The sequence below is a fragment of the Halomonas sp. TG39a genome, assembly GCF_000744395.1.
Classification (GTDB): Bacteria; Pseudomonadota; Gammaproteobacteria; order Pseudomonadales; family Halomonadaceae; genus Vreelandella; species Vreelandella ventosae_B.
Genome location: NZ_JQLV01000001.1, coordinates 2083274 through 2104908 on the forward strand (window position 1 = coordinate 2083274; position 21635 = coordinate 2104908).

24 protein-coding genes are annotated in these 21635 nt (G+C 53.3%); 3 read left to right on the plus strand and 21 right to left on the minus strand.

The genetic code is table 11. The annotated features are described in order from the left end of the window. Positions 1 to 39 precede the first annotated feature (39 nt). Both U738_RS09255 and U738_RS09260 read right to left on the minus strand, forming a co-directional pair. The gene (locus U738_RS09255; RefSeq protein WP_035579528.1) at positions 40 to 417 is read right to left on the minus strand and encodes a hypothetical protein; all 378 of its coding nucleotides are present in this window, start codon (positions 415 to 417) and stop codon (positions 40 to 42) included. A gap of 3 nt (positions 418 to 420) precedes the next feature. After that, the gene (locus tag U738_RS09260) at positions 421 to 885 is read right to left on the minus strand and encodes a flavodoxin (RefSeq protein ID WP_035579530.1); all 465 of its coding nucleotides are present in this window, start codon (positions 883 to 885) and stop codon (positions 421 to 423) included. Positions 886 to 1028: 143 nt separating this feature from the next. Between U738_RS09260 and U738_RS09265 the strand changes: the two genes are divergently transcribed. Further along, positions 1029 to 1235: a DUF2788 domain-containing protein gene (locus U738_RS09265; protein WP_035579531.1), complete on the plus strand. Its 207-nt coding sequence runs from the start codon at positions 1029 to 1031 to the stop codon at positions 1233 to 1235. A 176-nt stretch (positions 1236 to 1411) separates the two neighbouring features. Here U738_RS09265 and U738_RS09270 read toward each other — a convergent pair whose 3' ends face one another. From U738_RS09270 to U738_RS09330, 13 genes are all read right to left on the minus strand, one after another. Further along, the gene (locus U738_RS09270) at positions 1412 to 1711 is read right to left on the minus strand and encodes an integration host factor subunit alpha (RefSeq protein WP_035579533.1); all 300 of its coding nucleotides are present in this window, start codon (positions 1709 to 1711) and stop codon (positions 1412 to 1414) included. A 149-nt stretch (positions 1712 to 1860) separates the two neighbouring features. Next, positions 1861 to 4242, minus strand: coding sequence for a phenylalanine--tRNA ligase subunit beta (gene pheT, locus U738_RS09275; protein WP_035579535.1), 2382 nt, complete (start codon positions 4240 to 4242; stop codon positions 1861 to 1863). A gap of 26 nt (positions 4243 to 4268) precedes the next feature. Next, entirely contained in the window at positions 4269 to 5288 is a 1020-nt protein-coding gene (gene pheS / locus U738_RS09280; RefSeq protein ID WP_035579538.1) for a phenylalanine--tRNA ligase subunit alpha, read from the minus strand. A 159-nt stretch (positions 5289 to 5447) separates the two neighbouring features. Continuing rightward, positions 5448 to 5801 (minus strand): 50S ribosomal protein L20, encoded by a 354-nt coding sequence (gene rplT, locus U738_RS09285; protein WP_007114344.1) that lies wholly within the window; start codon positions 5799 to 5801, stop codon positions 5448 to 5450. A 64-nt stretch (positions 5802 to 5865) separates the two neighbouring features. Next, a complete protein-coding gene (gene rpmI, locus U738_RS09290; protein ID WP_027959586.1) occupies positions 5866 to 6060 on the minus strand; it encodes a 50S ribosomal protein L35 in 195 nt (64 codons plus the stop codon). An 82-nt stretch (positions 6061 to 6142) separates the two neighbouring features. Beyond that, positions 6143 to 6634 carry a translation initiation factor IF-3 gene (gene infC, locus U738_RS09295; RefSeq protein ID WP_009287797.1) on the minus strand — a complete coding sequence of 164 codons (492 nt, stop codon included), beginning with the start codon at positions 6632 to 6634 and terminating at the stop codon, positions 6143 to 6145. 60 nt (positions 6635 to 6694) lie between these two features. After that, positions 6695 to 8617 (minus strand): threonine--tRNA ligase, encoded by a 1923-nt coding sequence (gene thrS, locus U738_RS09300; RefSeq protein ID WP_035579540.1) that lies wholly within the window; start codon positions 8615 to 8617, stop codon positions 6695 to 6697. A 220-nt stretch (positions 8618 to 8837) separates the two neighbouring features. Next, complete coding sequence (locus tag U738_RS09305; RefSeq protein ID WP_035579542.1) at positions 8838 to 9707, minus strand: OmpA family protein; 870 nt, start codon at positions 9705 to 9707, stop codon at positions 8838 to 8840. A gap of 335 nt (positions 9708 to 10042) precedes the next feature. After that, the gene (locus U738_RS09310; protein ID WP_035579544.1) at positions 10043 to 10510 is read right to left on the minus strand and encodes a DUF2489 domain-containing protein; all 468 of its coding nucleotides are present in this window, start codon (positions 10508 to 10510) and stop codon (positions 10043 to 10045) included. Between the two features lie 132 nt (positions 10511 to 10642). Further along, positions 10643 to 11560 (minus strand): heme o synthase, encoded by a 918-nt coding sequence (cyoE, locus tag U738_RS09315; protein ID WP_035579545.1) that lies wholly within the window; start codon positions 11558 to 11560, stop codon positions 10643 to 10645. Positions 11561 to 11574: 14 nt separating this feature from the next. After that, complete coding sequence (locus U738_RS09320) at positions 11575 to 12627, minus strand: COX15/CtaA family protein (RefSeq protein ID WP_035579547.1); 1053 nt, start codon at positions 12625 to 12627, stop codon at positions 11575 to 11577. 32 nt (positions 12628 to 12659) lie between these two features. After that, positions 12660 to 13169, minus strand: coding sequence for a hypothetical protein (locus U738_RS09325; RefSeq protein WP_035579549.1), 510 nt, complete (start codon positions 13167 to 13169; stop codon positions 12660 to 12662). A 4-nt stretch (positions 13170 to 13173) separates the two neighbouring features. Then, positions 13174 to 13893, minus strand: a complete 720-nt coding sequence (locus tag U738_RS09330; protein WP_035579551.1) for an SURF1 family protein — start codon at positions 13891 to 13893, stop codon at positions 13174 to 13176. Between U738_RS09330 and U738_RS09335 the strand changes: the two genes are divergently transcribed. Beyond that, positions 13892 to 14083 carry a DUF2909 domain-containing protein gene (locus U738_RS09335; RefSeq protein WP_035579553.1) on the plus strand — a complete coding sequence of 64 codons (192 nt, stop codon included), beginning with the start codon at positions 13892 to 13894 and terminating at the stop codon, positions 14081 to 14083. The genes U738_RS09330 and U738_RS09335 overlap by 2 nt on opposite strands. Positions 14084 to 14088: 5 nt before the next feature. Here the strand turns inward: U738_RS09335 and U738_RS09340 are convergent, their stop codons facing one another. The 5 genes from U738_RS09340 to U738_RS22910 form a co-directional block, all read right to left on the minus strand. Beyond that, positions 14089 to 14949 carry a cytochrome c oxidase subunit 3 gene (locus U738_RS09340; RefSeq protein WP_035579555.1) on the minus strand — a complete coding sequence of 287 codons (861 nt, stop codon included), beginning with the start codon at positions 14947 to 14949 and terminating at the stop codon, positions 14089 to 14091. Beyond that, complete coding sequence (locus U738_RS09345; RefSeq protein ID WP_035579557.1) at positions 14946 to 15608, minus strand: cytochrome c oxidase assembly protein; 663 nt, start codon at positions 15606 to 15608, stop codon at positions 14946 to 14948. Before U738_RS09345 ends, U738_RS09340 begins: the two co-directional genes overlap by 4 nt. Positions 15609 to 15648: 40 nt before the next feature. Next, entirely contained in the window at positions 15649 to 17283 is a 1635-nt protein-coding gene (ctaD, locus tag U738_RS09350) for a cytochrome c oxidase subunit I (protein WP_035579559.1), read from the minus strand. Between the two features lie 48 nt (positions 17284 to 17331). Then, positions 17332 to 18444 (minus strand): cytochrome c oxidase subunit II, encoded by a 1113-nt coding sequence (gene coxB, locus U738_RS09355; protein ID WP_035579560.1) that lies wholly within the window; start codon positions 18442 to 18444, stop codon positions 17332 to 17334. Positions 18445 to 18568: 124 nt separating this feature from the next. Next, positions 18569 to 18742, minus strand: coding sequence for a DUF2970 domain-containing protein (locus U738_RS22910; RefSeq protein ID WP_081899074.1), 174 nt, complete (start codon positions 18740 to 18742; stop codon positions 18569 to 18571). A 204-nt stretch (positions 18743 to 18946) separates the two neighbouring features. On the opposite strand from U738_RS22910, the gene U738_RS09360 reads away from it, so the two are divergent. Then, on the plus strand, positions 18947 to 19162 hold the full coding sequence (locus tag U738_RS09360) for a hypothetical protein (protein WP_035579562.1): 216 nt from the start codon (positions 18947 to 18949) through the stop codon (positions 19160 to 19162). Positions 19163 to 19189: 27 nt separating this feature from the next. Here the strand turns inward: U738_RS09360 and hrpB are convergent, their stop codons facing one another. Beyond that, positions 19190 to 21628, minus strand: coding sequence for an ATP-dependent helicase HrpB (hrpB, locus tag U738_RS09365; protein WP_035579563.1), 2439 nt, complete (start codon positions 21626 to 21628; stop codon positions 19190 to 19192). Positions 21629 to 21635 lie beyond the last annotated feature (7 nt).

Consider the following 21635-nt stretch of genomic DNA (forward strand, 5'->3'; position numbering starts at 1 on the left):
GCGTCTTGCAGCGACTTTTTCAATCGCTGCAGAAAAATCCTAGCCAGCTTGACGCTCACCTGACCACCATAGGCTTAGCGCATGCATCAGCACGCCAAGGGTTGCCCCGTGGGAGATGAATACCTGCCAGCTAATCCAGTCCGTAAACAGCGCGTGCCAACCACCCATGACAACCATTCCTAGCAGCAGCATGACCACTAACCGTTTGCACAGTTGTGGCAACCGCCTACGCGCCTCTAAGGCCAATAAGCGCCACTGTATAACGGCTACAAAGGCAACCAGCGCCAGAGCAATGATAATCAGCGTCTGGCGGGTTTCATGCCCGCCCGCAACGTAGCGAGGCAGCGTCGCCAGCATAACGATACACAAGCCCAGCGCAACGCTAATGCGCTCAGGTGAAGTAGGCGCTCGCTGCATCGCTTAAGCTACCTCTAATTGCTGGGCAACGATCCACTCTTCCACCCAGGGCACGGCAGCATCGTCGGCCATAAAGGTTTCCATGGCATCAATCTCTAGGCGCTCACCTAACCGGGTCGCACCGTGGTCCGCCAGCAGTTCGTCAAGCGCGCGACCTGCGCCACAGAAGGTATCGCCATAAGAGCTGTCACCCAGCGCGATGAGCCCGTAACGAAGCGAGGTAAGCGAGGGGCTTTGATCGCGCAAATTGCGTACAAAGGGCACGAAACCGCCGGGAAAATCGCCGCTGCCCGTGGTCGACACACAAAACAGCACCAAGTCAGCATCGCCACCGACAATATCATCGACAGCAGGCTGTTCAAGAATCGCCACAGCGTAACCCGCCTGCTCAAATAGGGGTTTCACCTGCTCTGCCACATCTAAGGCACCGCCATACATGGTGCCCACCAAAATATTCAGCTTCGGCATCGTCACTCCCCTGTCAAAGTGTCACAGTGCCAACCGTCAAGTCGACAAATACCCGATGAATTTGCTCAAATATTAACATGGCTGGTTAGAATGAGACACATCACCCGCAACGGGTGACTCACACGCAGCACACAGGAGTGGCTATGCAGCAAACCTTCGAGGCTTGGATCACCCCGCTAATGATTGGCGGTTTAATCATATTTATGTGTTTTATTATTTGGGATCTGGCTAAAAAGTCGAACGCTGGCAAGTTTGGCACCATCATGCTGTTTGTGGTGCTGGGCGCTGGCATGCTGGGCTACGTCATTAAAGTGGTGATTACTTGGCTGATTGAAAGTGGTGGCATTTAAGGGCATCAATGAACTCACACTACAAAGGCGTTCTGACCCCAACGCTCATCACAAGAAGAAAAGGAGCGCCCGAAGGCACTCCTTTTACAAAGCATGAGTCTGATTAGCTATGAGCATTGGTGGCGATGAGCACAACCCACCACCTTGGAATCAATAGCACCTCATAGACTAATAGACTACTCACCGCCTACATAGTGTTCGACCTGCTGTTTGAGCTTTTGGCCTGGACGAAACGTTACGACTCGACGAGCAGAAATAGGTATTTCTTCCCCGGTTTTGGGGTTACGTCCTGGTCGCTCGCGCTTATCACGCAGATCAAAGTTACCAAACCCCGACAGCTTAACCTGTTCGTTTTCACGTAGACAGGCTCGAATCTCTTCAAAAAAAGCTTCGACCATGGCCTTCGCTTCTCGTTTAGACAACGCTAGCTCCGCATGCAAATGTTCAGCTAGCTCTGCTTTGGTCAACGCACCCATAAGGCTTCTCCTTATCCTTGCAGCAAACACAGCAACAAACGCCCTGTAGTCAACATACAGTGGCAAACGCATTGCCAAGAACGTGATAAGCATCGTGGCGTGGCCCAGGTACGTAGGTACTAATTATAGTACTTACCTATACTACTAACTTAGCCGCGCAGCTCCGCATCCAGCTTGACACGCACTTGTGTGACAATCGAATCGACCAACTGATTGATTTCTTCGTCGTTTAGCGTGCGCGATGGATGCTGCCAGGTCAAGCCCAATGCAATACTCTTGCACCCTTCGGCGACACCTTTACCGACATAAACATCAAAAAGCTTAATATCCTGCAGATATTCGCCTGCTTGTTGCTTGGCACAATCCAGTAGCGCCTGCACAGGTGTCGCCTCTTTGAGTATAAACGCTAGATCACGGCGCACCTCAGGGAAGCGTGATAGCGGCTCAAAAGCAGGAATCCGACCTTGACTCAGTGCATCCAGGCGCACTTCAAACAGCACCGCATCCATTTTTAAGCCCAGCTTGGCGCGCACTTGCGGATGCAGGGTGCCAATCCAGCCAGCGGGCTCTCCATGGTGCAGCAGCTGCGCACTTTGACCAGGATGAAGCGCTGGGTGCTCAGCTGGCTCAAAGCGCCATGCGTCAGCGTCGCCACCCAAGGCCAGGACACTTTCTAAATCACCTTTTAGATCGTAAAAGTCGACGCGGCCTTTAGCATCACTCCAGCCCTCGGCTTCCCTTGGGCCACACACCAGGGCGCCGAGCATCGGCACTTGTGACAATGCATCCAGCTCGCCGTTAAAGACCAAACCGGTTTCAAACAGTCGAACACGGGCTTGCTGGCGGTTAAGGTTGTACTCCATGGTACGCACCAAGCCGGGAAACAGGCTAGCGCGCATCACCGACATATCAGCCGAGATAGGATTAGCGAGCGCTGGGCTTACAGCATCAGGCAGCATGACCGCTTGCAGCTCGGGCGCCACAAAACTGTAGGTAATCGCCTCCTGAAAACCGCGGGCCACCATTTGGCGGCGCAAGCGAGCCTGGGTGAGCGTTGCCTCATCGGCAGAGCGCAACGCCAAGCGCGCCGCAGGGCGACGTACCGGCAAATTATTGTAGCCGTGGATACGCGCCACTTCTTCGATAAGATCTTCTTCGATGGCTAGATCAAAACGCCAGCTTGGCGCGGTGACTGCCCAACCGTCATCCTGTACGCTGACATCAAGCCCTAGGCGTTGCAAAATATCGGTCACATCATCGCTATCGAGGGCCTTGGAAAGCGCCTGCTCTAAACGCGCACTGCGCAACAGAATCGCGCGCTCTACGGGCATATGCTCGACACTTTGTGCTTCCACAACAGGCCCAGCCTGACCGCCGCAGATCTCAATCAACAGCTGTGTGGCCCGCTCGACGGCCACTGGCGTCAGCTGCGGATCAACACCGCGCTCAAAGCGATGCGATGCGTCGGTGTGCAGTCCGTAAGAGCGCGCCTGCCCGGCAATGGCAAGCGGCGTAAAGAAGGCTGATTCAAGGAAAATAGTCTGGGTATTTTTATTAACGCCGGAGTTTTCACCCCCCATCACCCCTGCCATGGCTAGCGGGCCGGAATGATCGGCAATCACCAGCGTTTCAGGACGCAGCGCCACGTCATTACCATCAAGCAGCGTTAGCCGCTCACCTGGTTTGGCCATGCGCACAACCATCCCCCCTTGCAGGTTGTCACGATCAAAGGCGTGCATCGGCTGGCCCAACTCCAGCATGACGTAATTGGTAATATCCACTACGGGGTCAATGGAGCGAACGCCACTGCGGCGCAAGCGCTCCACCATCCACAGGGGTGCTTCAGCCTGAACATTGACGCCTTTGATGACACGACCGAGATAGCGTGGGCACTGCTCTGGCGCCTCTATGCTTATCGCAAAGCTATCTTCAACCTCCGCCGCCACTGGTGCTATTGCGGGACCGCGAACCGGCAAGCGATTGAGTACGCCGACTTCACGCGCCAGCCCTTTAACACTTAGGCAGTCACCGCGATTGGGCGTCAGGTCGACCTCAATAGTCATGTCATTGAGATGCATAAACGCTCGGAAGTCGACACCCGCTGGAGCTGAAGCCGACAGCACCAGAATGCCAGGCGACGTCTCCTCTTCAAGCCCCAGCTCGGAGGCCGAACAGATCATCCCCCGCGACTCAACGCCGCGCAGCTTGGCTTTTTTGATTTTAAAGTCGCCCGGCAGCACACCACCCACCTGGGCAAAGGGTACTTTCTGGCCAACATCGACATTGGGCGCCCCGCAGACAACCTGAACAGGTTCGCCACTACCGTCATTAACGGTGCAGACATTTAGCTTATCGGCGTCAGGATGCTTCTCTTTACTCAGCACCTCAGCCACCACCACACCGCTAAAGACGGCGGCTACCGCTTCAACAGCGTCAACTTCCAAGCCCGCCATGGTGATTTGGTCGGCCATTGCCTGCGTTTCAAGCTGCGGGGAAACCCACTCACGCAGCCACTGTTCTGAAAATTTCATGGTTGATCCTGTATTCGGCGGCGGTCTTAAGCGAATTGACGTAAAAAACGCAGATCGTTTTCAAAGAACAGGCGTAAATCATTCACGCCGTAGCGCAGCATTGCCAAACGCTCAGCCCCCATTCCGAAGGCAAATCCGGTATAGCGCTCGGTATCAATGCCCGAGTGACGAAATACCTCAGGATGCACCATGCCGCAGCCCATTACTTCCAGCCAGCCGCTATGGGAACAGACGCGACAGCCAGCCCCGCTACACATCACGCACTGAATATCCACTTCGGCGGAAGGCTCAGTGAATGGGAAGTAGGAGGGTCGGAAACGCACCGAAAGATCGTCGCGCTCGAAAAATGCCTGCAGAAAGTCTTCGATGGTACCTTTAAGGTCAGCAAAGCTAACCCCCTCATCGACCAACAGCCCTTCAACCTGATGAAACATCGGCGTGTGGGTCAGATCAGAGTCACTGCGATAAACACGCCCTGGGCAGACGATACGGATGGGCGGCTCGCTACTCTTCATGGTGCGCACTTGCACCGGCGAAGTGTGAGTACGCAGCAAGCGCGTGGCATCAAAATAGAACGTATCCGCCATACCACGAGCGGGATGGTGCGCGGGAATATTGAGGGCTTCAAAATTGTGATAGTCGTCCTCAATCTCTGGCCCTATCGCCACATCATAACCAATACGGGTGAACAGACCCTCTATACGCTCGAGGGTACGCGTCACGGGATGCAACCCACCACCGGCCTGGCCACGCCCCGGCAAGGTGACATCAATACTTTCAGCGGCCAAACGAGCACTCAGCGCAGCACTTTCAAGCTGTTCGCGCTTGGCATCAATTTCGTCGGCCAGCGTTTGCTTGGCTTGATTAATACGCTCGCCCGCCGCCGGGCGCTCTTCGGCTGACAGCTTACCCAGGCCTTTCAGCAAGGCAGTTACCTCACCTTTCTTACCTAAGTAGCGTACTCGTAACTCGTCTAGTGCGGCGACACTCTGCGCAGCCTGAATGGCGTCGCGCGCCTCAGATACCAGAGTAGGAAGGTGATCCATCCGTTTCACTCCGAATTAAGCGGTGTCCATCCGTGAAGATGGCGTGGCACGTTGAAGGTGACAAAAAAACAGGGGAAGAGCGGCTGCTCTTCCCCTGGATGGGTCACTCTGAAATGACCTCAGGCACGTAACACGGGCATACGCCCAGTGCATACTACCTTATTGGGCAGCCTTGGCTTTTTCCACGATGGCAGCAAATGCAGCCTTCTCGTGTACCGCCAAATCGGCCAATACTTTACGGTCGATTTCAATACCGGCTTTCTTAAGACCGCCTACAAAACGGCTGTAAGACATGCCGTTTACGCGTGCACCAGCGTTAATACGCTGGATCCAAAGCGCGCGGAACTGGCGCTTACGGTTGCGACGGTCACGGTAAGCATACTGGCCCGCTTTGATAACGGCTTGCTTGGCAACGCGGAAAACACGCGAACGGGCACCGTAGTAACCTTTGGCAAGCTTCAATACTTTTTTATGGCGACGACGCGCTACTACGCCACGTTTAACTCGAGTCATAACACACTCCTGACTTTAAGGCTGAGGCAAAAAAATTGTGCACTCAGAAAAACGAAAACCCGACTTATAGATTCGGCAGCATACGCTGGATGAGCGCTTTATCAGACGCGTGGATCTGCTTCATTCCACGCAATTGACGCTTACGCTTGGTCGATTTCTTGGTCAAGATGTGGCTACGGTGAGACTGCTTGTGCTTAAAGCCATTAGCAGTCTTCTTGAAGCGCTTGGCAGCGCCGCTGTTGCTTTTGATTTTCGGCATGAGGAAAACTCCGCTCGATATTTTTTAGAAAACCCAGGGCCGACCACCGGTTTAACGGTGGCCCGTTGACATCGCCGTTGGATCACTTCTTTTTCGGGGCAATAATCATGATCATCTGGCGGCCTTCCATTTTAGGAAAGGCCTCTACCACTCCGATCTCTTCCAGGTCTGCCGCGATCCTTTCCATCAGCTTACGGCCGATATCCTGGTGCGCCATTTCACGACCACGGAAGCGCAGTGTGACTTTGCCCTTGTCACCACCTTCCAAAAAGCGCGTCAGGTTTTTAAGCTTTACCTGATAATCGCCTTCATCGGTGCCAGGACGGAATTTAACTTCCTTAACCTGGATTTGCTTCTGCTTCTTCTTTTGAGCCGCTTTCTGCTTCTTGGTCTCAAAAACGAACTTGCCGTAATCCATAATCTTACAGACGATGGGATCGGCATTCGAAATTTGCACGAGATCTAAGCTTTCAGATTCAGCACGCTCTAGCGCTTCGGTGGTGGGCACAACGCCCAGCTGCTCACCGTCGCTACCAATAAGACGCACTTCTTCTTCGACAATTCGCTCGTTCATTGGTGGGCGTTTGTCTGCTGGACGCCCGCGCTGGTTGCTTCTCTTGATCGTTCCGTCTCCTTAGGCAATTGACGATGTCGCCAGGGCTGCTCTCTCGGCAGTATGGCGTTCAATAAATTCATCGACCGTCATTGTACCGAGGTTTTCGCCGCTGCGTGTTCGCACGGCCACTGAGTCAGCTTCGACTTCCTTATCTCCCACCACAAGGAGATAGGGAACTTTCTGTAACGTATGCTCACGGATTTTAAAGCCGATCTTCTCGTTCCTCAAGTCCGCTTTAGCACGCAAGCCACTTTTTTGCAGGCGTTTCTCCAAATCAAGCGCATATTCGCGCTGTGAATCGGTGATGGTCATGACAACCGCTTGCTGTGGCGCAAGCCATAATGGCATAGCGCCCGCATAGTGCTCAATCAGAATCCCCAAGAAACGCTCGAAGGAGCCTAAAATCGCGCGGTGAAGCATCACCGGGGTCTTACGTACGCCATCTTCATCAACGTACTGTGCCCCTAAACGCCCTGGCAAGTTAAAATCGAGCTGTAGGGTACCACACTGCCAGACACGATTCAGACAATCGCGCAGTGCAAATTCAATTTTAGGCCCATAAAAAGCCCCCTCACCTGGCTGTAGATCCCACGCCAAGCCCGTTGCATTCAATGCCGCCTCAAGCCCCTGTTCGGCCTGATCCCACACTTCAGCTTCGCCAAGGAAGTCGTCCGGGCGCGTTGAGAGCTTCAGTTCAACATCTTCGAAACCGAGCGTTTTATAAACTTGCAGCGTTAACGCTATAAAATCTTCTGCCTCAGCCTGTATTTGGCCTTCGGTGCAGAAAATATGCGCATCATCCTGGGTAAAGCCGCGCACGCGCATCAGACCATGCAGAGAGCCGGAAGGTTCATTACGATGGCAGCTACCAAACTCGGCTAAACGCAGTGGCAAATCACGGTAGCTTTTCAACCCCTGATTAAATACCTGCACATGGCAAGGACAGTTCATGGGTTTGACCGCGTATTCGCGCTTCTCAGACTCAGTGGTGAACATCAGATCACTGTAATGACCCCAGTGCCCGGATTTTTTCCACAAAGAGAGGTCAACCACCTGAGGCGTTTTGATTTCCTGGTAGCCATGCTCGCGCTGAATGTTGCGCATGTACTCTTCCAAGGCCTGATACATCGTCCAGCCATTGGGGTGCCAAAACACCATGCCCGGCGCTTCTTCTTGAATATGGAATAAGTCCATCTTGCGGGCGAGCTTACGATGGTCGCGCTTCTCGGCTTCCTCAAGACGCTTGAGATACGCTTTAAGCTGCTTTTTATCGCCCCATGCGGTGCCGTAGATGCGCGTTAGCATGGTGTTTGCAGCGTCGCCACGCCAATAGGCACCGGCTAGCTTTGTCAGCTTGAACGCTTTTAGGTGGCGGGTATTCGGCACGTGCGGCCCGCGGCACATGTCAGTGTACTCTTCGTGATGATAAAGCCGGATTTTCGCGTCATCGGGAATATCGCGAACAATTTCCTGCTTGTACGGCTCATCACGATGCAAGAAGGTCAACATTGCCTGATCGCGATTAACGTATTCGCGTACGACATCGTACTCGCTCTCAATCAGTGACTGCATACGCTTTTCTATCGCTTCCAGGTCTTCCGGCGTCACAGATTGACCAAACTCGATATCGTAGTAAAAACCGTCATCAATGACCGGCCCGATCGCCATTTTGGCCTCGGGGTACATCTGCTTGACCGCATGACCAATTAGATGGGCGCAGGAGTGACGGATAATTTCCAGACCCTCATCGTCACGCGCGGTAATAATGGCCACTTTCGCGTCTTGTTCAATCAGGTCAGCGGCATCTACCAGCACACCATCGATTTTCCCAGCAATACAGGCCTTAGCCAAACCAGGGCCAATGGATTCTGCGAGCTGCATAATGGTCAGCGGTGCTTCAAACGTTCTTTGACTGCCGTCAGGCAGAGTAACAATAGGCATTCAGGTTCCTTGAGCGCAGTGGTGATCCATACCAAGGATCACATTTCGCTATCAATGGTCTTGGGAGGTGCAAAGTGTACCGCTATAAAGCAGCGGCAAGCCTAGCAGACTTACCTACCGCTTAAAATAAAAACGGGAGGCATAAGCCTCCCGTTTCTTTACCTGTGGGTTGCAGCTAGCCGTTTATAGGCAATCAACAACCCTCAGAGGATAAGTGAACTTAGTTCCACTCGTCCAATTCAACGCGACGGTTCTGGAAGCGGCCTTCTTCAGTCTCGTTAGACGCGACCGGCTGCTCTTCACCGTAACCTACTGCACGCATGCGGTTGGCTTCTACACCACGGCTAGCGAGGTAAGATGCAACAGACTGTGCACGCTCTTGTGACAAGTTTTTGTTGTACTCATCAGAACCGCGTGAATCAGTGTGTCCTTCGATGCTTACACGCACATCAGGGTTGCTAACCAAACGCTCAGCAACACCGTTCAGGACATTCTGAGCGTTAGAAGTCAATTGAGCAGAGTCAAACTCGAAGTTAACATCTTGTAGAACAACGCTATCCGGGCAACCAAGTGCGTTAACTTCTACGCCAGCTGGTGTATTCGGGCACTGATCACGGTAGTCCGGCACGCCGTCGTTATCGGAGTCAAGCGGGCAACCATTGGCATTAACTTCAACGCCAGCAGGTGTGCCTGGGCACTGATCACGGTAGTCCGGTACGCCGTCGCCGTCAGAATCTAGCGGGCAACCTTCAGCGTCAACAGCAACACCAGCAGGCACTTCGCCATAGCTTGGGCACTGTGGTGCAACCGGCTCAGGCGTACGGTCAGCACATAGCAGACCGCCGATAGCAGCACCAGCAGCGGCACCAGTAGCAGCACCGCTCTCTTCATCAGAACTGCTGCTGGTGGCGTAGCCAATGCTGCCACCAATTAAACCGCCGGCCAAACCACATACCGCAGGATGCTGATACCAGCTACGGTCACTGCTAGCGCTTGATTGGCCGGAAGATTGTGAGGCCGAACTGGCACAGCCAGAGAGGCCGACTACCAGGGCGGAACCGATTAGCAACCCAGTCGTTGATTTTTTCATGCAAGACTCCTTCTTGATCCAATGCTGAAATGGTCATAAGTGACCAAATCTATCCAATGCTTCTTATTTGCGAGAGCATCCATTTTTCGCCTGTTCTGAACCACTGGTTAATGAACCAAGCTCTCAGTACTAATGACGACGTACTCATTACCTAGAACCCAGTCAATACAGAACGGTGTACCTATCATTAACGCCTAAGCGCTAGAAGGCAACAATGCCAAGATATCAACTTCTTGCCAATACCGACATCCCTCAGCATAGCAAAAATGCCGCGATGGGCACTAAAAATTAGTTTGCTATGCATTTTGGCGGTTTAAACCGCCAAAATCCAATAGTTAATGCAACGCATTTTTACCTTGAGCACGCCACTTTAACACTGCCCGAGCGGCTTCGAGTACAGCTTCGCGCATATCATTTTCCACCATCAACCGCTCTTTGTCCTCCTGCATACGCTCTCGGGCGGTCAATTGCTGACGTGCGGAATGCGTATTCAGGTGTTTAGTGCGACTATGGTGGTCAAGAAATGCCTTAAATTCCGCTCGTTCCGTTAAGCTAGGATCAATGATTTCAAGAAGCACCTTACAGCGCCAAGCGCCCTCAGTGATATCGACCTGCTCCTGAACCAGTGCGCTGGCGACATAATCAAGGTTTTCTAAGCTGTTTTGCTGAGCGCGAGCATCTTCATCGCGCCGATAAGCTTCTCGGCGACTGACCTCTTTGCGTAACCCCCATGCGTAGATGCATAGTCCTACAATCACTGCAATCGCCACGGCCAGTAATATCAGCGCTACCGTTGAGTTCATGAAACTCCTCATTAAGCGGATAAATTACTTGACGAAAATTGTACACCCTTATACCACCATTCTGCCAATGGCATCCAGGCTTGAGTTCCAGCTAGCTAAATATTTACTCCACTAGCCACTTGCTACACGGGCTTACCAAACAAGCACGGCAGCGTAATGATCGAGTAATAGCGCACCGAAAACACCCAATAGGTAGCGAATCGAGAACCAGAACGCGTTAATGGGGGCGGCGGGATCCTGCCCGCGCCATACTCGCCAATTCCACACCATAAAGCGTGCATTAAGACACATCACGACGAACAGATAGAGTGCGCCACTCATGCCAATCATCACCGGCATTAAGGTGGCCAACACGGTTAACCACCCATACAGCCAAATTTGCAGCCGTGTAAAAGGAATGCCATGCGTAACAGGCAGCATGGGAATCCCCGCACGTGCATAATCATCGCGCTTATGAATAGCCAGGGCCCAGAAATGTGGCGGCGTCCAGGCAAAAATAATCAGCATCAGCAGCAGCGATTCAGAGCTGATGTGCCCTGTGATAGCGACCCAACCTAAAAGTGGCGGCGCCGCGCCAGCTACCCCACCAATAACGATATTTTGTGGCGTAGCACGTTTTAAAAAAGCAGTATAAATCAGCGCATAGCCAATCAGGGAGGCAAAGGTGAGCGCAGCTGTTAAGTGGTTAACCTGCCACGCCAATAGCCCAACACCCGCGACAGACAGCATGCACGCCCACCCTAGAGCGATCGCCACGGGTAGCCGCTTACTTGCCACAGGGCGACGAGCAGTTCGCGTCATTACCGCATCCAGGCGGCGGTCGATAACATGATTAAAAGCAGCCGCACCGCAAGAGGCGAGACCGATCCCCGCTAGACCAAGCATTACGTTCGTCAGCGGTGGTAGGCCTGGGGTCGCTAATGCCATCCCTACGGCCGTACACACCAACATAACGGCCACCACTTTAATCTTGCACAGGCCCAATAGCTCTTTCCAACCCCACAGCATAGAAGGCACAGCCGTGGGTAGCGTCATTGTTATATTGCGCATGGCATGCTTCCCTTTTATTGAGCGATAACGTTGTTATAAGGTGAATGAGTTGTCGTAGAGTAAACCTCAGCCACTTGATAGCGCCAACGCCACCACGCCCAAACCAACCCAGCGGCCAGCGCAATGGCGCCAGCGGTGTGCAGTAGCGCCAGCCATAGCGGCAACCAAAGCACCACATTGGCAACCCCCAACGCAGCCTGCAGCGCATACAAACCGACAACTATCGCGAGCGGCCTTGCAGCACTCCGCCAATGCCGATAACGCCACCAAAGCGCTATCAGCCCGCCCCCCAGCAGCAGCGCCCCCAAACGATGAACCACTTGAATCGCGGTACGTGCCTCGGCATGCAACTGTCCATGCAGGTAATTGGGCCCGACGGTCTGGGTAAGGTGAAAGCCCTCGCTGATGTCCATGGCGGGCAACCACTGACCATTGCAAGTAGGGAATCCTTGGCAAGCCACACCGGCATAATTGCTAGTTACCCAGCCGCCTAGCGCCAATTGCGCAACGAGCAAACAAGCCGCAATGCCCCACCATGCATTGGCACGCCGCGGTTCATTTATTGGCGTTGGCGCCACAGCGAGACGTAAGCGAAGATGTACCCACAAGAACAGCAACAGTACGCTCAACCCGCCCAGCAGATGGAGAGTAACGACTTGAGGCCACAACTTAAGCGTAACGGTGAAGGCACCAAAGGCGCCCTGGAGCAAAATAACCACTAGCAGCATCAAACTCAGATGCCATGGATAATCGCGACGATGACGCAACGGCCAACCCAACACCACAACGCTAAGTACCACCAATCCCAGTAGCGTTGCGATATAGCGATGCGCCATCTCCACCCACGCCTTAAAAGGGTCCAGCGGGACATCAGGATGGCGCAGCGTGGCCAAGTCACTATCAGGAACTAACAACTTTCCATAGCACCCCGGCCAATCAGGGCAGCCTAGCCCCGCATCGACTAAACGCGTCCAGGCACCAACCAACATGACCACCGTGGTAAACAGAGCCCCTACCAGCGTTAATCGCACTAACCACCGCAAGCGGCGCGCATATGAATCGTGCATGGCGGTTCCTTAACAACAGGGGTTAGCTTGCTTTACTGAGGATTCACTTTAAGCAAATGCTGGATATCCTCGAGCACATACTTAGTGGCTACATTGGCCTCAAAAGCCAGTGCAGGACGCCCCATGGGATCGAGTACCCATACTGAGTTGTCTTCACGCCATGAGGGTAAGTGCTGCCATTCGCTGGTCATCTCTCCCGGTAGCGGCTCTGCATCCCCACCGATCCGCAAACGGGTTAATCTCGGCGCCTCGCGACCTAAAGCACGGTGTAGCCGCCAAAACTCATCCATGCGCTGTTCGCACTGCTGGGCGCAGTCAAACACCAATATCCACTCTTCTTGGCTATTATCAGCCAGCGTGGTTAACGGCCATTCATCGAGCATGGGTAATTTCAGGTCAACCTTGCCGTGAGCCGTATGCCGGTCTGGAATACCAATGCGTAACTCGACCATTCCCCACGCAGCGACCATAGGTGCCGCGAATATCACAAAAATAAGGATTAACTTGAGCCGCTGGCGGCGAATGTGTTTGGCATCCTGCATACTTTCACCCCTGTTTATTTTTATAACCTGAACGCTTTTGTTGAGTCCCATCGCGACGCAACCTCTGGCCGCCGATAAACATGACCACCAAGGCTGCCAGGGCTAGGCCCCACCACTGAACCGCATAGCCCATATGCCGACTGGGTGGCATGACATTGGCTTCCCACCACGGGGTGAGAACCCCATCGCCTTCGGAAGCATGCAACCAGCCAGCGTAGCTGAAGGCACCTAGCGAAGCGCGCCATGGCTCAAGACTGAGCTGCTGCAGCCGTGCCCCTTCTCTGTTTTCCCCATATAGCGGACCGCCCGCCTGTACCTCCTGCCACTCGCCAGTCAGGTCAACCGTCCCACTGGGTGTTGCGGCCTGGGGTGTTTCGCGACGCGGCCCGGTGGCTAAAAAGCCTCTCTGCACCAGCCACAACTGACCGTGAATATCACGCAGTGGCGTTAGTACCGCCACACCGACCCTTCCGTCTACGATGCGATTATCCAAATAGAGTGTTTGCTCAGCCAAGTATTCTCCCCGCAGTGTCACCTGGGCGCCTTGGGCTGGCTGTGCTGTCGGTTTTACCAAAGCGGGGGCTGCATCGCGCATGGCTATTGCTAACCGCTTGTCATCTGCCCGCTCCCACTGCCATAGTCCTAAACAGGCGCCTAACGCCACCAGTACACTCCAGAACAGACACCAACTATAAAAACGCCATTGCCGAGAGGGTTTCATCATGTGGTTACAACTACTCATTGCCGCCGTATTTATCGCGATGGTCATCAGCCTGGCCATGGGCGCCGTTTTTCTGATTCGAGATAACGCCTCTTCTCACCGCTTATTACGTTCTCTCAAATGGAGAATTGGTTTAGGTTGTTTGCTTGTAGCCCTTATTATTTTCGGCTATTGGTCAGGCCAGTTAGGCTAATGCGACTATAAGACATAGACAAAAATAAACAGCCCCACCCAGACCACATCCACAAAGTGCCAATACCAGCAAGAGGCTTCAAAACCAAAGTGGTTTTCGTCGGCGAAGTGCCCCTTAATAATACGCACCAGCATGGTGGCTAATATCAGCGTGCCAATAATGACGTGCACGCCATGAAAACCCGTCAAAATAAAGAATGTCGCACCAAAAATACCGGCTTCTAAGGTAATTCCGTAATGCGCGTAGGCCTCGTAATACTCAATGCCCTGAATCATGATAAAGCAGAATCCCAACAGCACGGTGCCCGTTAGCCAGTTGCGGCATGTCTTCCTGTCGCCTAACTTTAGCGCTTCGTGGGCAACGGTTAATGTGATGCTGGAGGTAATTAAAATCAGGGTATTGACGAGAGGAAGCTGCCACGGGCTAAAGACTTGTTGCGGGCCAGCGATAGATGAGTCCGGCGGGTTCAGCAACGGCCATGTGGCTACAAAATCAGGCCACAACAACGCGGAAACGCCTTTTGCCCCTTCCCCCCCTAACCATGGAATGGCAAACATACGTACGTAAAATAGCGCACCGAAAAAAGCGGCGAAAAACATCACTTCCGAAAAAATAAACCAACCCATCCCCCAGCGAAATGAACGGTCCATTTGCGCATCGTAAAGTCCTCCCCGAGACTCACTAATCACGTCACGAAACCAGAGCCCCATCACCGCAATAACGCCCACTACGCCGATTAACACCAGCGGCAACCCCGTGTCGTAGACGAGCTTAATACCGGTACCCACCATCATGGCGCCTAGGGCAACCGAGCCAAGAACAGGCCACCGACTACTCGCCGGAACGTAATAGCTACCACTGCTCATATCGCTTCTCCCACCGCTTTATTGTTTTTGGGCTCGTTACTGAGACTGTTTTCGGGACCATTGCTCAGGTCGTCATCATTCTCTAAGTCGCTATTAGCGCTATTCAGTGAAGCATTTTGAATCGCATGCTCTACGGGATACAGGGTATATACCAGCGTAATAGTATTAATATCTGCAGGCAGGTCACGCGCCAGCTGGAATACCAGCGGTATGGTTAACCGTTCATCGCCCTGCAACTGCTGCTCTTGAAAGCAGAAACAACTGATTTTACGCAGGTGCGTCGTGGCAGTGAAGGGAGACACACTGGGCACGGCTCTCCCCCAGCTTTCGCTATTACTATTATTGGTAAAGGTAAAATCGACTTCCGCCATTTGCCCGGGGTGCACGCTCATCTGGCGCATTTCAACGCTCATCTGCCATGGCAGGCCGGGGCTGCCGCGAGTGATAAATTGCACGTTGATATAACGCGATTCATCCACCTCTTCATGCACGATACTTTGCGCCGTGGCATCCACTTTGCCGTTAAGACCGGTGATCTGGCAAAAAACGTCATAGAGCGGCACCAGTGCGAAGGCAAACCCAAACATGCCGACCAGCACGGCGACTGTCCTAATAACCGTGCGTCGCACTCCCACTTGTGTCTGTTCTTGACTATTCATAACACCTCTTAGGCCGGTGACCCGTGCGGTTTATGTATTTTTAGTGAGACGTGCGCTGAAACACTGGCGGCGTTTCAAATGTGTGTAGTGGCGCTGGGCTAGGCACCGTCCACTCCAGGTCAACCGCTCCCTCCCAAGCTTTGGCGGGCGCTTTTTTACCACCGCGGATGCATAGGATCACGCCCAATACAAACAGCAGCTGCGACGCACCGAAGAAGAAAGCACCGATACTTGAGAGCAAGTTAAAATCAGCAAACTGCAGGGCGTAGTCAGGGATTCGCCGTGGCATCCCCGCCAAGCCTGCGAAGTGCATGGGGAAGAAGGTTAAATTGACGCCAATAATCGAGAACCAAAAATGCCACTGAGCCAGTCGCTCGTTGGGATAGTGACCGGTCCATTTCGGCAACCAGTAGTACACCCCCGCCATGATGGCGAAGATCGCCCCTGGGACTAACACATAGTGGAAGTGGGCGACGACGAAGTAGGTATCGTGATACTGAAAATCCGCTGGCGCGATGGCCAACATCAGGCCGGAGAAGCCGCCGATGGTAAATAGCACCACAAAGGCCAGGGAAAATAGCATCGGCGATTCAAAACTAATTGAGCCGCGAAACAGGGTAGTGACCCAGTTAAATACCTTAACCCCTGTAGGCACGGCAATCAGCATGGTGGAGTACATAAAAAACAGCTCTGCCACCAGCGGGAGCCCCACTATAAACATATGGTGAGCCCAGACTAAAAACGACAGCAATGCAATAGCTGCGGTGGCATACACCATCGATGCGTAACCGAACAGAGGCTTACGTGCAAAGGTGGGGATGATCGCCGAGACAATCCCAAAGGCGGGCAGAATCATAATGTACACTTCGGGGTGACCGAAGAACCAGAATAGATGCTGAAACAACACCGGATCACCACCGCCTGCTGCATCAAAGAAACTGGTGCCAAAGTTAATATCCATAAGCATCATGGTGATCACACCCGCCAAAACCGGCATCACGGCAATCAGCAGAAAAGCAGTAATCAGCCATGTCCAAACAAACAGCGGCATATCCATTAAACGCATGCCCGGCGCACGCATATTTAAAATGGTTGCGATAATGTTGATAGCACCGAGAATGGAGCTAATGCCGGCAATATGCAGGGCGAGAATAAAGAAAGTTGTCGAGGGTGGCGCAAAATTCGTCGACAGCGGCGCATAGAATGTCCAGCCGAAATTAGGCCCCCCGCCGGGCATGAATAGCGTTGAAAGTAGCAGCGTAAACGCCACCGGCAGCAGCCAAAAACTGAAGTTATTTAACCGCGGTAACGCCATGTCCGGCGCGCCAATCTGCAGCGGTATCATCCAGTTTGCTAACCCGGTGAAAGCGGGCATTACCGCAGCGAACACCATTATCAAACCGTGCATGGTGGTCATCTGGTTAAAAAACTCAGGTTCAACCAGCTGCAAGCCTGGCTGGAAAAGCTCAGCCCTGACCACCAGGGCAAATATGCCGCCAATGAAAAACATCGTCAGCGAAAAAATCAAATAGAGAGAGCCGATCTCTTTGTGGTTGGTGGTCAATAGCCAGCGCAAAATACCTTTTGGCGGCGCGGCATGACCATGCGATTGACCGTCGGCGACGGCTGTAGAGCTATGTTGTAGTGGTGGCTGAGGGGGCAGTTTGGGCGCCATGTGTCTCTCCAAAATATTGTTGTTGTCCGATTGCGTGGCAAACCAACGTCATTGGGCGATTAACTCAGCCACTGCAGAAGGCTGCACCACCTCTCCCGTATCATTACCCCAAGCATTACGCGTATAGGTGACTACAGCAGCGATTTCAACAGGGTTTAAGGTGCTTCGAAAAGCGGGCATTGCCGCGCCCGAGACACCGTTTACCACCTTATCAAGGTGCCAATCCACATCACTTAATAGCTGTTCGTTATTTGCTAGTGCCGGGAATGCCGGCGGCGAGCCCTGGCCTTCGGCTTGGTGACAAGAGGAGCAAATCGATTGATAAACGGATTCACCGCGCTCTACTAGTTCTGCCATTTCCCACTCACGGTCTACCCCCATTGCCTCTTGCTCAGCGGCCTCTTTCCGCTCAGCCAGCCAGCTTTCAAACTCTTCTTCTTCTACGGCATGCACCACCACCGGCATAAAACCGTGATCAATACCGCACAGCTCAGCACATTGACCACGATAAATACCCGGTTCGTTGATTTTTACCCAGTTCTCATTAATAAAGCCGGGAATCGTATCCTGCTTGACCGCCAAGTCCGGCACCCACCATGAGTGAATCACGTCGTCCGAGGTCATTAGAAAACGTACTTTACGGTTAATCGGCAGCACCAGGGGTTCGTCAACCTCTAATAAGTAGTGCTCACCGCGGGCTTCTTCACCACTGATTTGCGTTCTCGGGGTACTCATATTGGAGGTAAACGCTACGTCCTCACCAAGATACTCATAGCGCCAGCGCCACTGCTGACCAGTGATCATGACGTCCAACTCGGCGTCTGATGCGTCGTACATGTTTTTTAGGGTGGCTGTGGCGGGCACGGCCATACCAACCAGGATAAGAATGGGGATGGCAGTCCATAACACTTCCACACTGGTATGTTCATGAAAGTGAGCAGCCTTTGCTCCTTTGGAGTGACGATAACGAAACAATGAGTAGAACATTGCCCCAAAGACCACCACGCCAATCACGACACATATCCAAAAAATGGTCATGTGCAGGCCATAAATATCGCTGCTTACATCTGTTACCCCAACGGGCATATTCCAGCCGTTGGACTGAGCCTGCGACTCATTTACAGTAAGGAATATGGCGATTAGCCACCACCGTGAATGCATAGATACCTCCAATTTTATTGTTATTACTTATCGTTAGATTAGGGCAGGATGAAATGAGATATTAGCAGTATAGAAAATATGTGCGATTCGTCACGCTTTGCTCATTTAACGCTATCAACGCTTTTCAGCGGGCCGCCATGATGGCCAAAAAAATAAGCAGCAAAACAAACAGCAGCGTAATCACCACACCAGTGACAAGATAGGCTGCTGGCCTGCCACTACTAAAGTCTTCCTCCCGCTTTTGGTTGCTCTGAACGCCTAGCAAGGCTGCTAGCACTGACTTCACCACCGACCACATAGAACCTCCGAGGGGAATTGACGCTCTTGCATTTATTCAGCCCTGAATGAGTTAATCACTATTATCATAGGCATACATAAGCATTACGTCAGGGTAAAGTGTCGAAATCTAAGCATTTACAGCTAGGCAAATGACTACCTATAGTTTCTTAATGTGAGATACTCAACTTATTCTCAGGATCAGCGCCACCCAATGGAGTGCCTTATGCTCAAGCGCCGCCTCGCATTACCCATCAATGCGCTATTTGTTATTGTTCTGCTGCTGTTAGCTGGTTGTACGACTTATACATGGCCGGACGGCTCTCAGGAAACCGTCATCGGGGTTGTGCCTGACGAGGAGAATCAGCGCTATGAAGAAGAGCGGGTAGATGGTGTGCGCTACCGGATTCCAGATGAGATCCCGGAAAAGCGCAGCGAGTAGCTACCAGCGCGGCGGATGTCAAAACTGTCACATCTTACACTTGGTATGCGCGGTGGCGGAGGCAGTCAGCGGGTCTTCTGGCCAAGGGTGCTTGGGGTAACGACCGCGCATCTCTTTACGCACTTCAGGGTAGCCATTTTGCCAAAAGCTAACTAAATCCTGGGTTACCTGCAGCGGCCGACGCGCAGGTGAAAGCAGATGAATCATCACTGCAACAGCGTCATTCACAACGGTAGGAGTTACCCGCCAGCCGAAGGCCTCCTGCAGTTTCAACGCTAAAATAGGTGGGCGTTGGGAAAGACATGGCAGGTAGTCTAAGCCAACCTGCTTGCCACTAGGCACTTCAAGCGTTAATGGCGTTAACTGCTCAAATTCACCTTGCGCCTCCCAGGGCAGTGAATTGAGCAGGTAGCGCTCTAGCGGCAATTTCTCAATTTGACTCAGCCGATTGACCCCGATCAGATAGGGAGCTAACCAACTGTCTAACGTGGCTAGCAATGCCTCTTCAGACCAGTCGGGCCAAGCCTCTCCCTGATATTCACGCAGCAGCGCCATTCGCCCGCGTAACTGCTGTAGCTTATCGCCAAATAACGTTTCAGGCTGCTGACGTAAGGCGTTCAATAGCGCCTCTTTCACCGCCTCTTCCGGCAGATGCGCTAAAGGGCGTTTGGCAATAGCGAGGCTGCCATGCGCCTGCACCTCTTCACCGACTAAACGCCCCTCTTCCTGCGACCATGTTATCCGCGGCTGCCATTGTTGAATACTGGGATAGAGCGAAAGCAGCGATTCAAGTGACAGCGGTTCACCCGCGGCAATACGTGCCTGACCACTTGCCGCGCTATTTAACGCCACGGCCACTAAATAGGGTTGATGCGCCAATGTATCGCTTAACGACAGCGTGGCGGTTTTACCATTGGCAAGCCGAAAGTTACCAGGGCTTACTTGCTGGCCAATGCGTTCAGGGTAAGCCAGTGCTAAGAGTGGCCCAAGTGGTTCTAGCGCAGCGGCACTAAGCGCTACCCCTGCTCTCTTTGCCAGCCTAAGCGCCTCGCGCTGCCAACTGGGGAACCGTTTTGGCTGGCGAAGCCGCAGGGCTAACGCATCGTGCAGCGAGCGCTCATTGCTGTCACGCTCCTCTAGCAGTGCCGCAACCCCACAGGCTAGAGGCACAGCATTAAAGTCTGCTGCTCGCTCCAGCATCACGGCAATTCTCGGCTCAACTGGCCAGCGGGCACAGCGACTACCCAGAGGGGTTAGTGTGTGCTGCTCATCTAATACCCCCAGTTGCACCAGCAGCGCTTGGCCACTTCGCCAGGCGCCCTCTGGCGGTGGCGTTACCCAGTTTAGCGCTTGGGGCGATGCAACACCCCAGCACGCCAGTTCCAGCGCCAGCGACGAGAGATCCGCCTGTTGTATTTCCGGCTCACCGTAAGGCACCAACGTCTGATCCTGAGCCCAAAGCCGAAAACAGCTGCCCTCTCGCTGACGCCCTGCCCGCCCCCGCCGCTGATCAGCGCTGGCGCGGTTAATGCGTCGCGTGGTTAAACGGGTTAGCCCGGTGCGCGGCTGAAAAAGCGGCACGCGCTCTAGACCACCGTCAATCACCACATTCACGCCATCCACGGTAATACTCGACTCAGTGATCGCGGTGGACACAATAATTCGCTGTTTTGATGTATTCGCTGCCAGGGCTGCCTGCTGTTCAGCGATACTCATTCTGCCGTGCAATGGTCTGACCGCCAGAGCGGGCAAGGCTCTTTCCAACGCCTGTACTAGACGATTGATCTCCGCCACACCGGGCAAAATCACTAATATATCCTGACTATCAGGCATGCAAAGCACTTCATTGACCACTCTAAGTGCGTGATTCAAGCTCTCCTCGCCGCTTTGAGCAGGACGATAAACCGTCTCCACCGGAAATTGGCGCCCATGGCACTCAATGACCGGCACCTGCTCGCCCAACACTCGCTTGAGCGCCGCGATATCCAGGGTTGCCGACATCACCAGTAAGCGCAAATCGTCGCGAATACTGGTTTGCACATCCAGCGTTAGCGCCAAGCCCACATCGGCTTCTAGGCTGCGCTCATGGAATTCATCAAAAATAATCCCGGCAACGCCCTCTAACAGCGGGTCATCTTGTAGCATGCGGATGAGTACGCCCTGGGTCACTACCTCCAAGCGGGTTTGTGCACTGACACAGCTATCGCCGCGCATGCGATAACCCACCGTTTGGCCAACGTTCTCACCCAACTGCTGGGCCATAAACGTAGCGGCCAAACGAGCAGCGACTCGACGTGGCTCTAACAGCAGTAGTTTTTGACCCTCGGCCCAGTGGCTCGCCAATAAGCTCAGCGGAATGCGGGTTGTCTTACCCGCCCCTGGCTGAGCAATCAGCACCAGACGATTGTGGGCAGCTAAGCTATCTTTTAAATGATCAAGATGCTGGTCAATTGGGAGCACACTCATTCTCGTT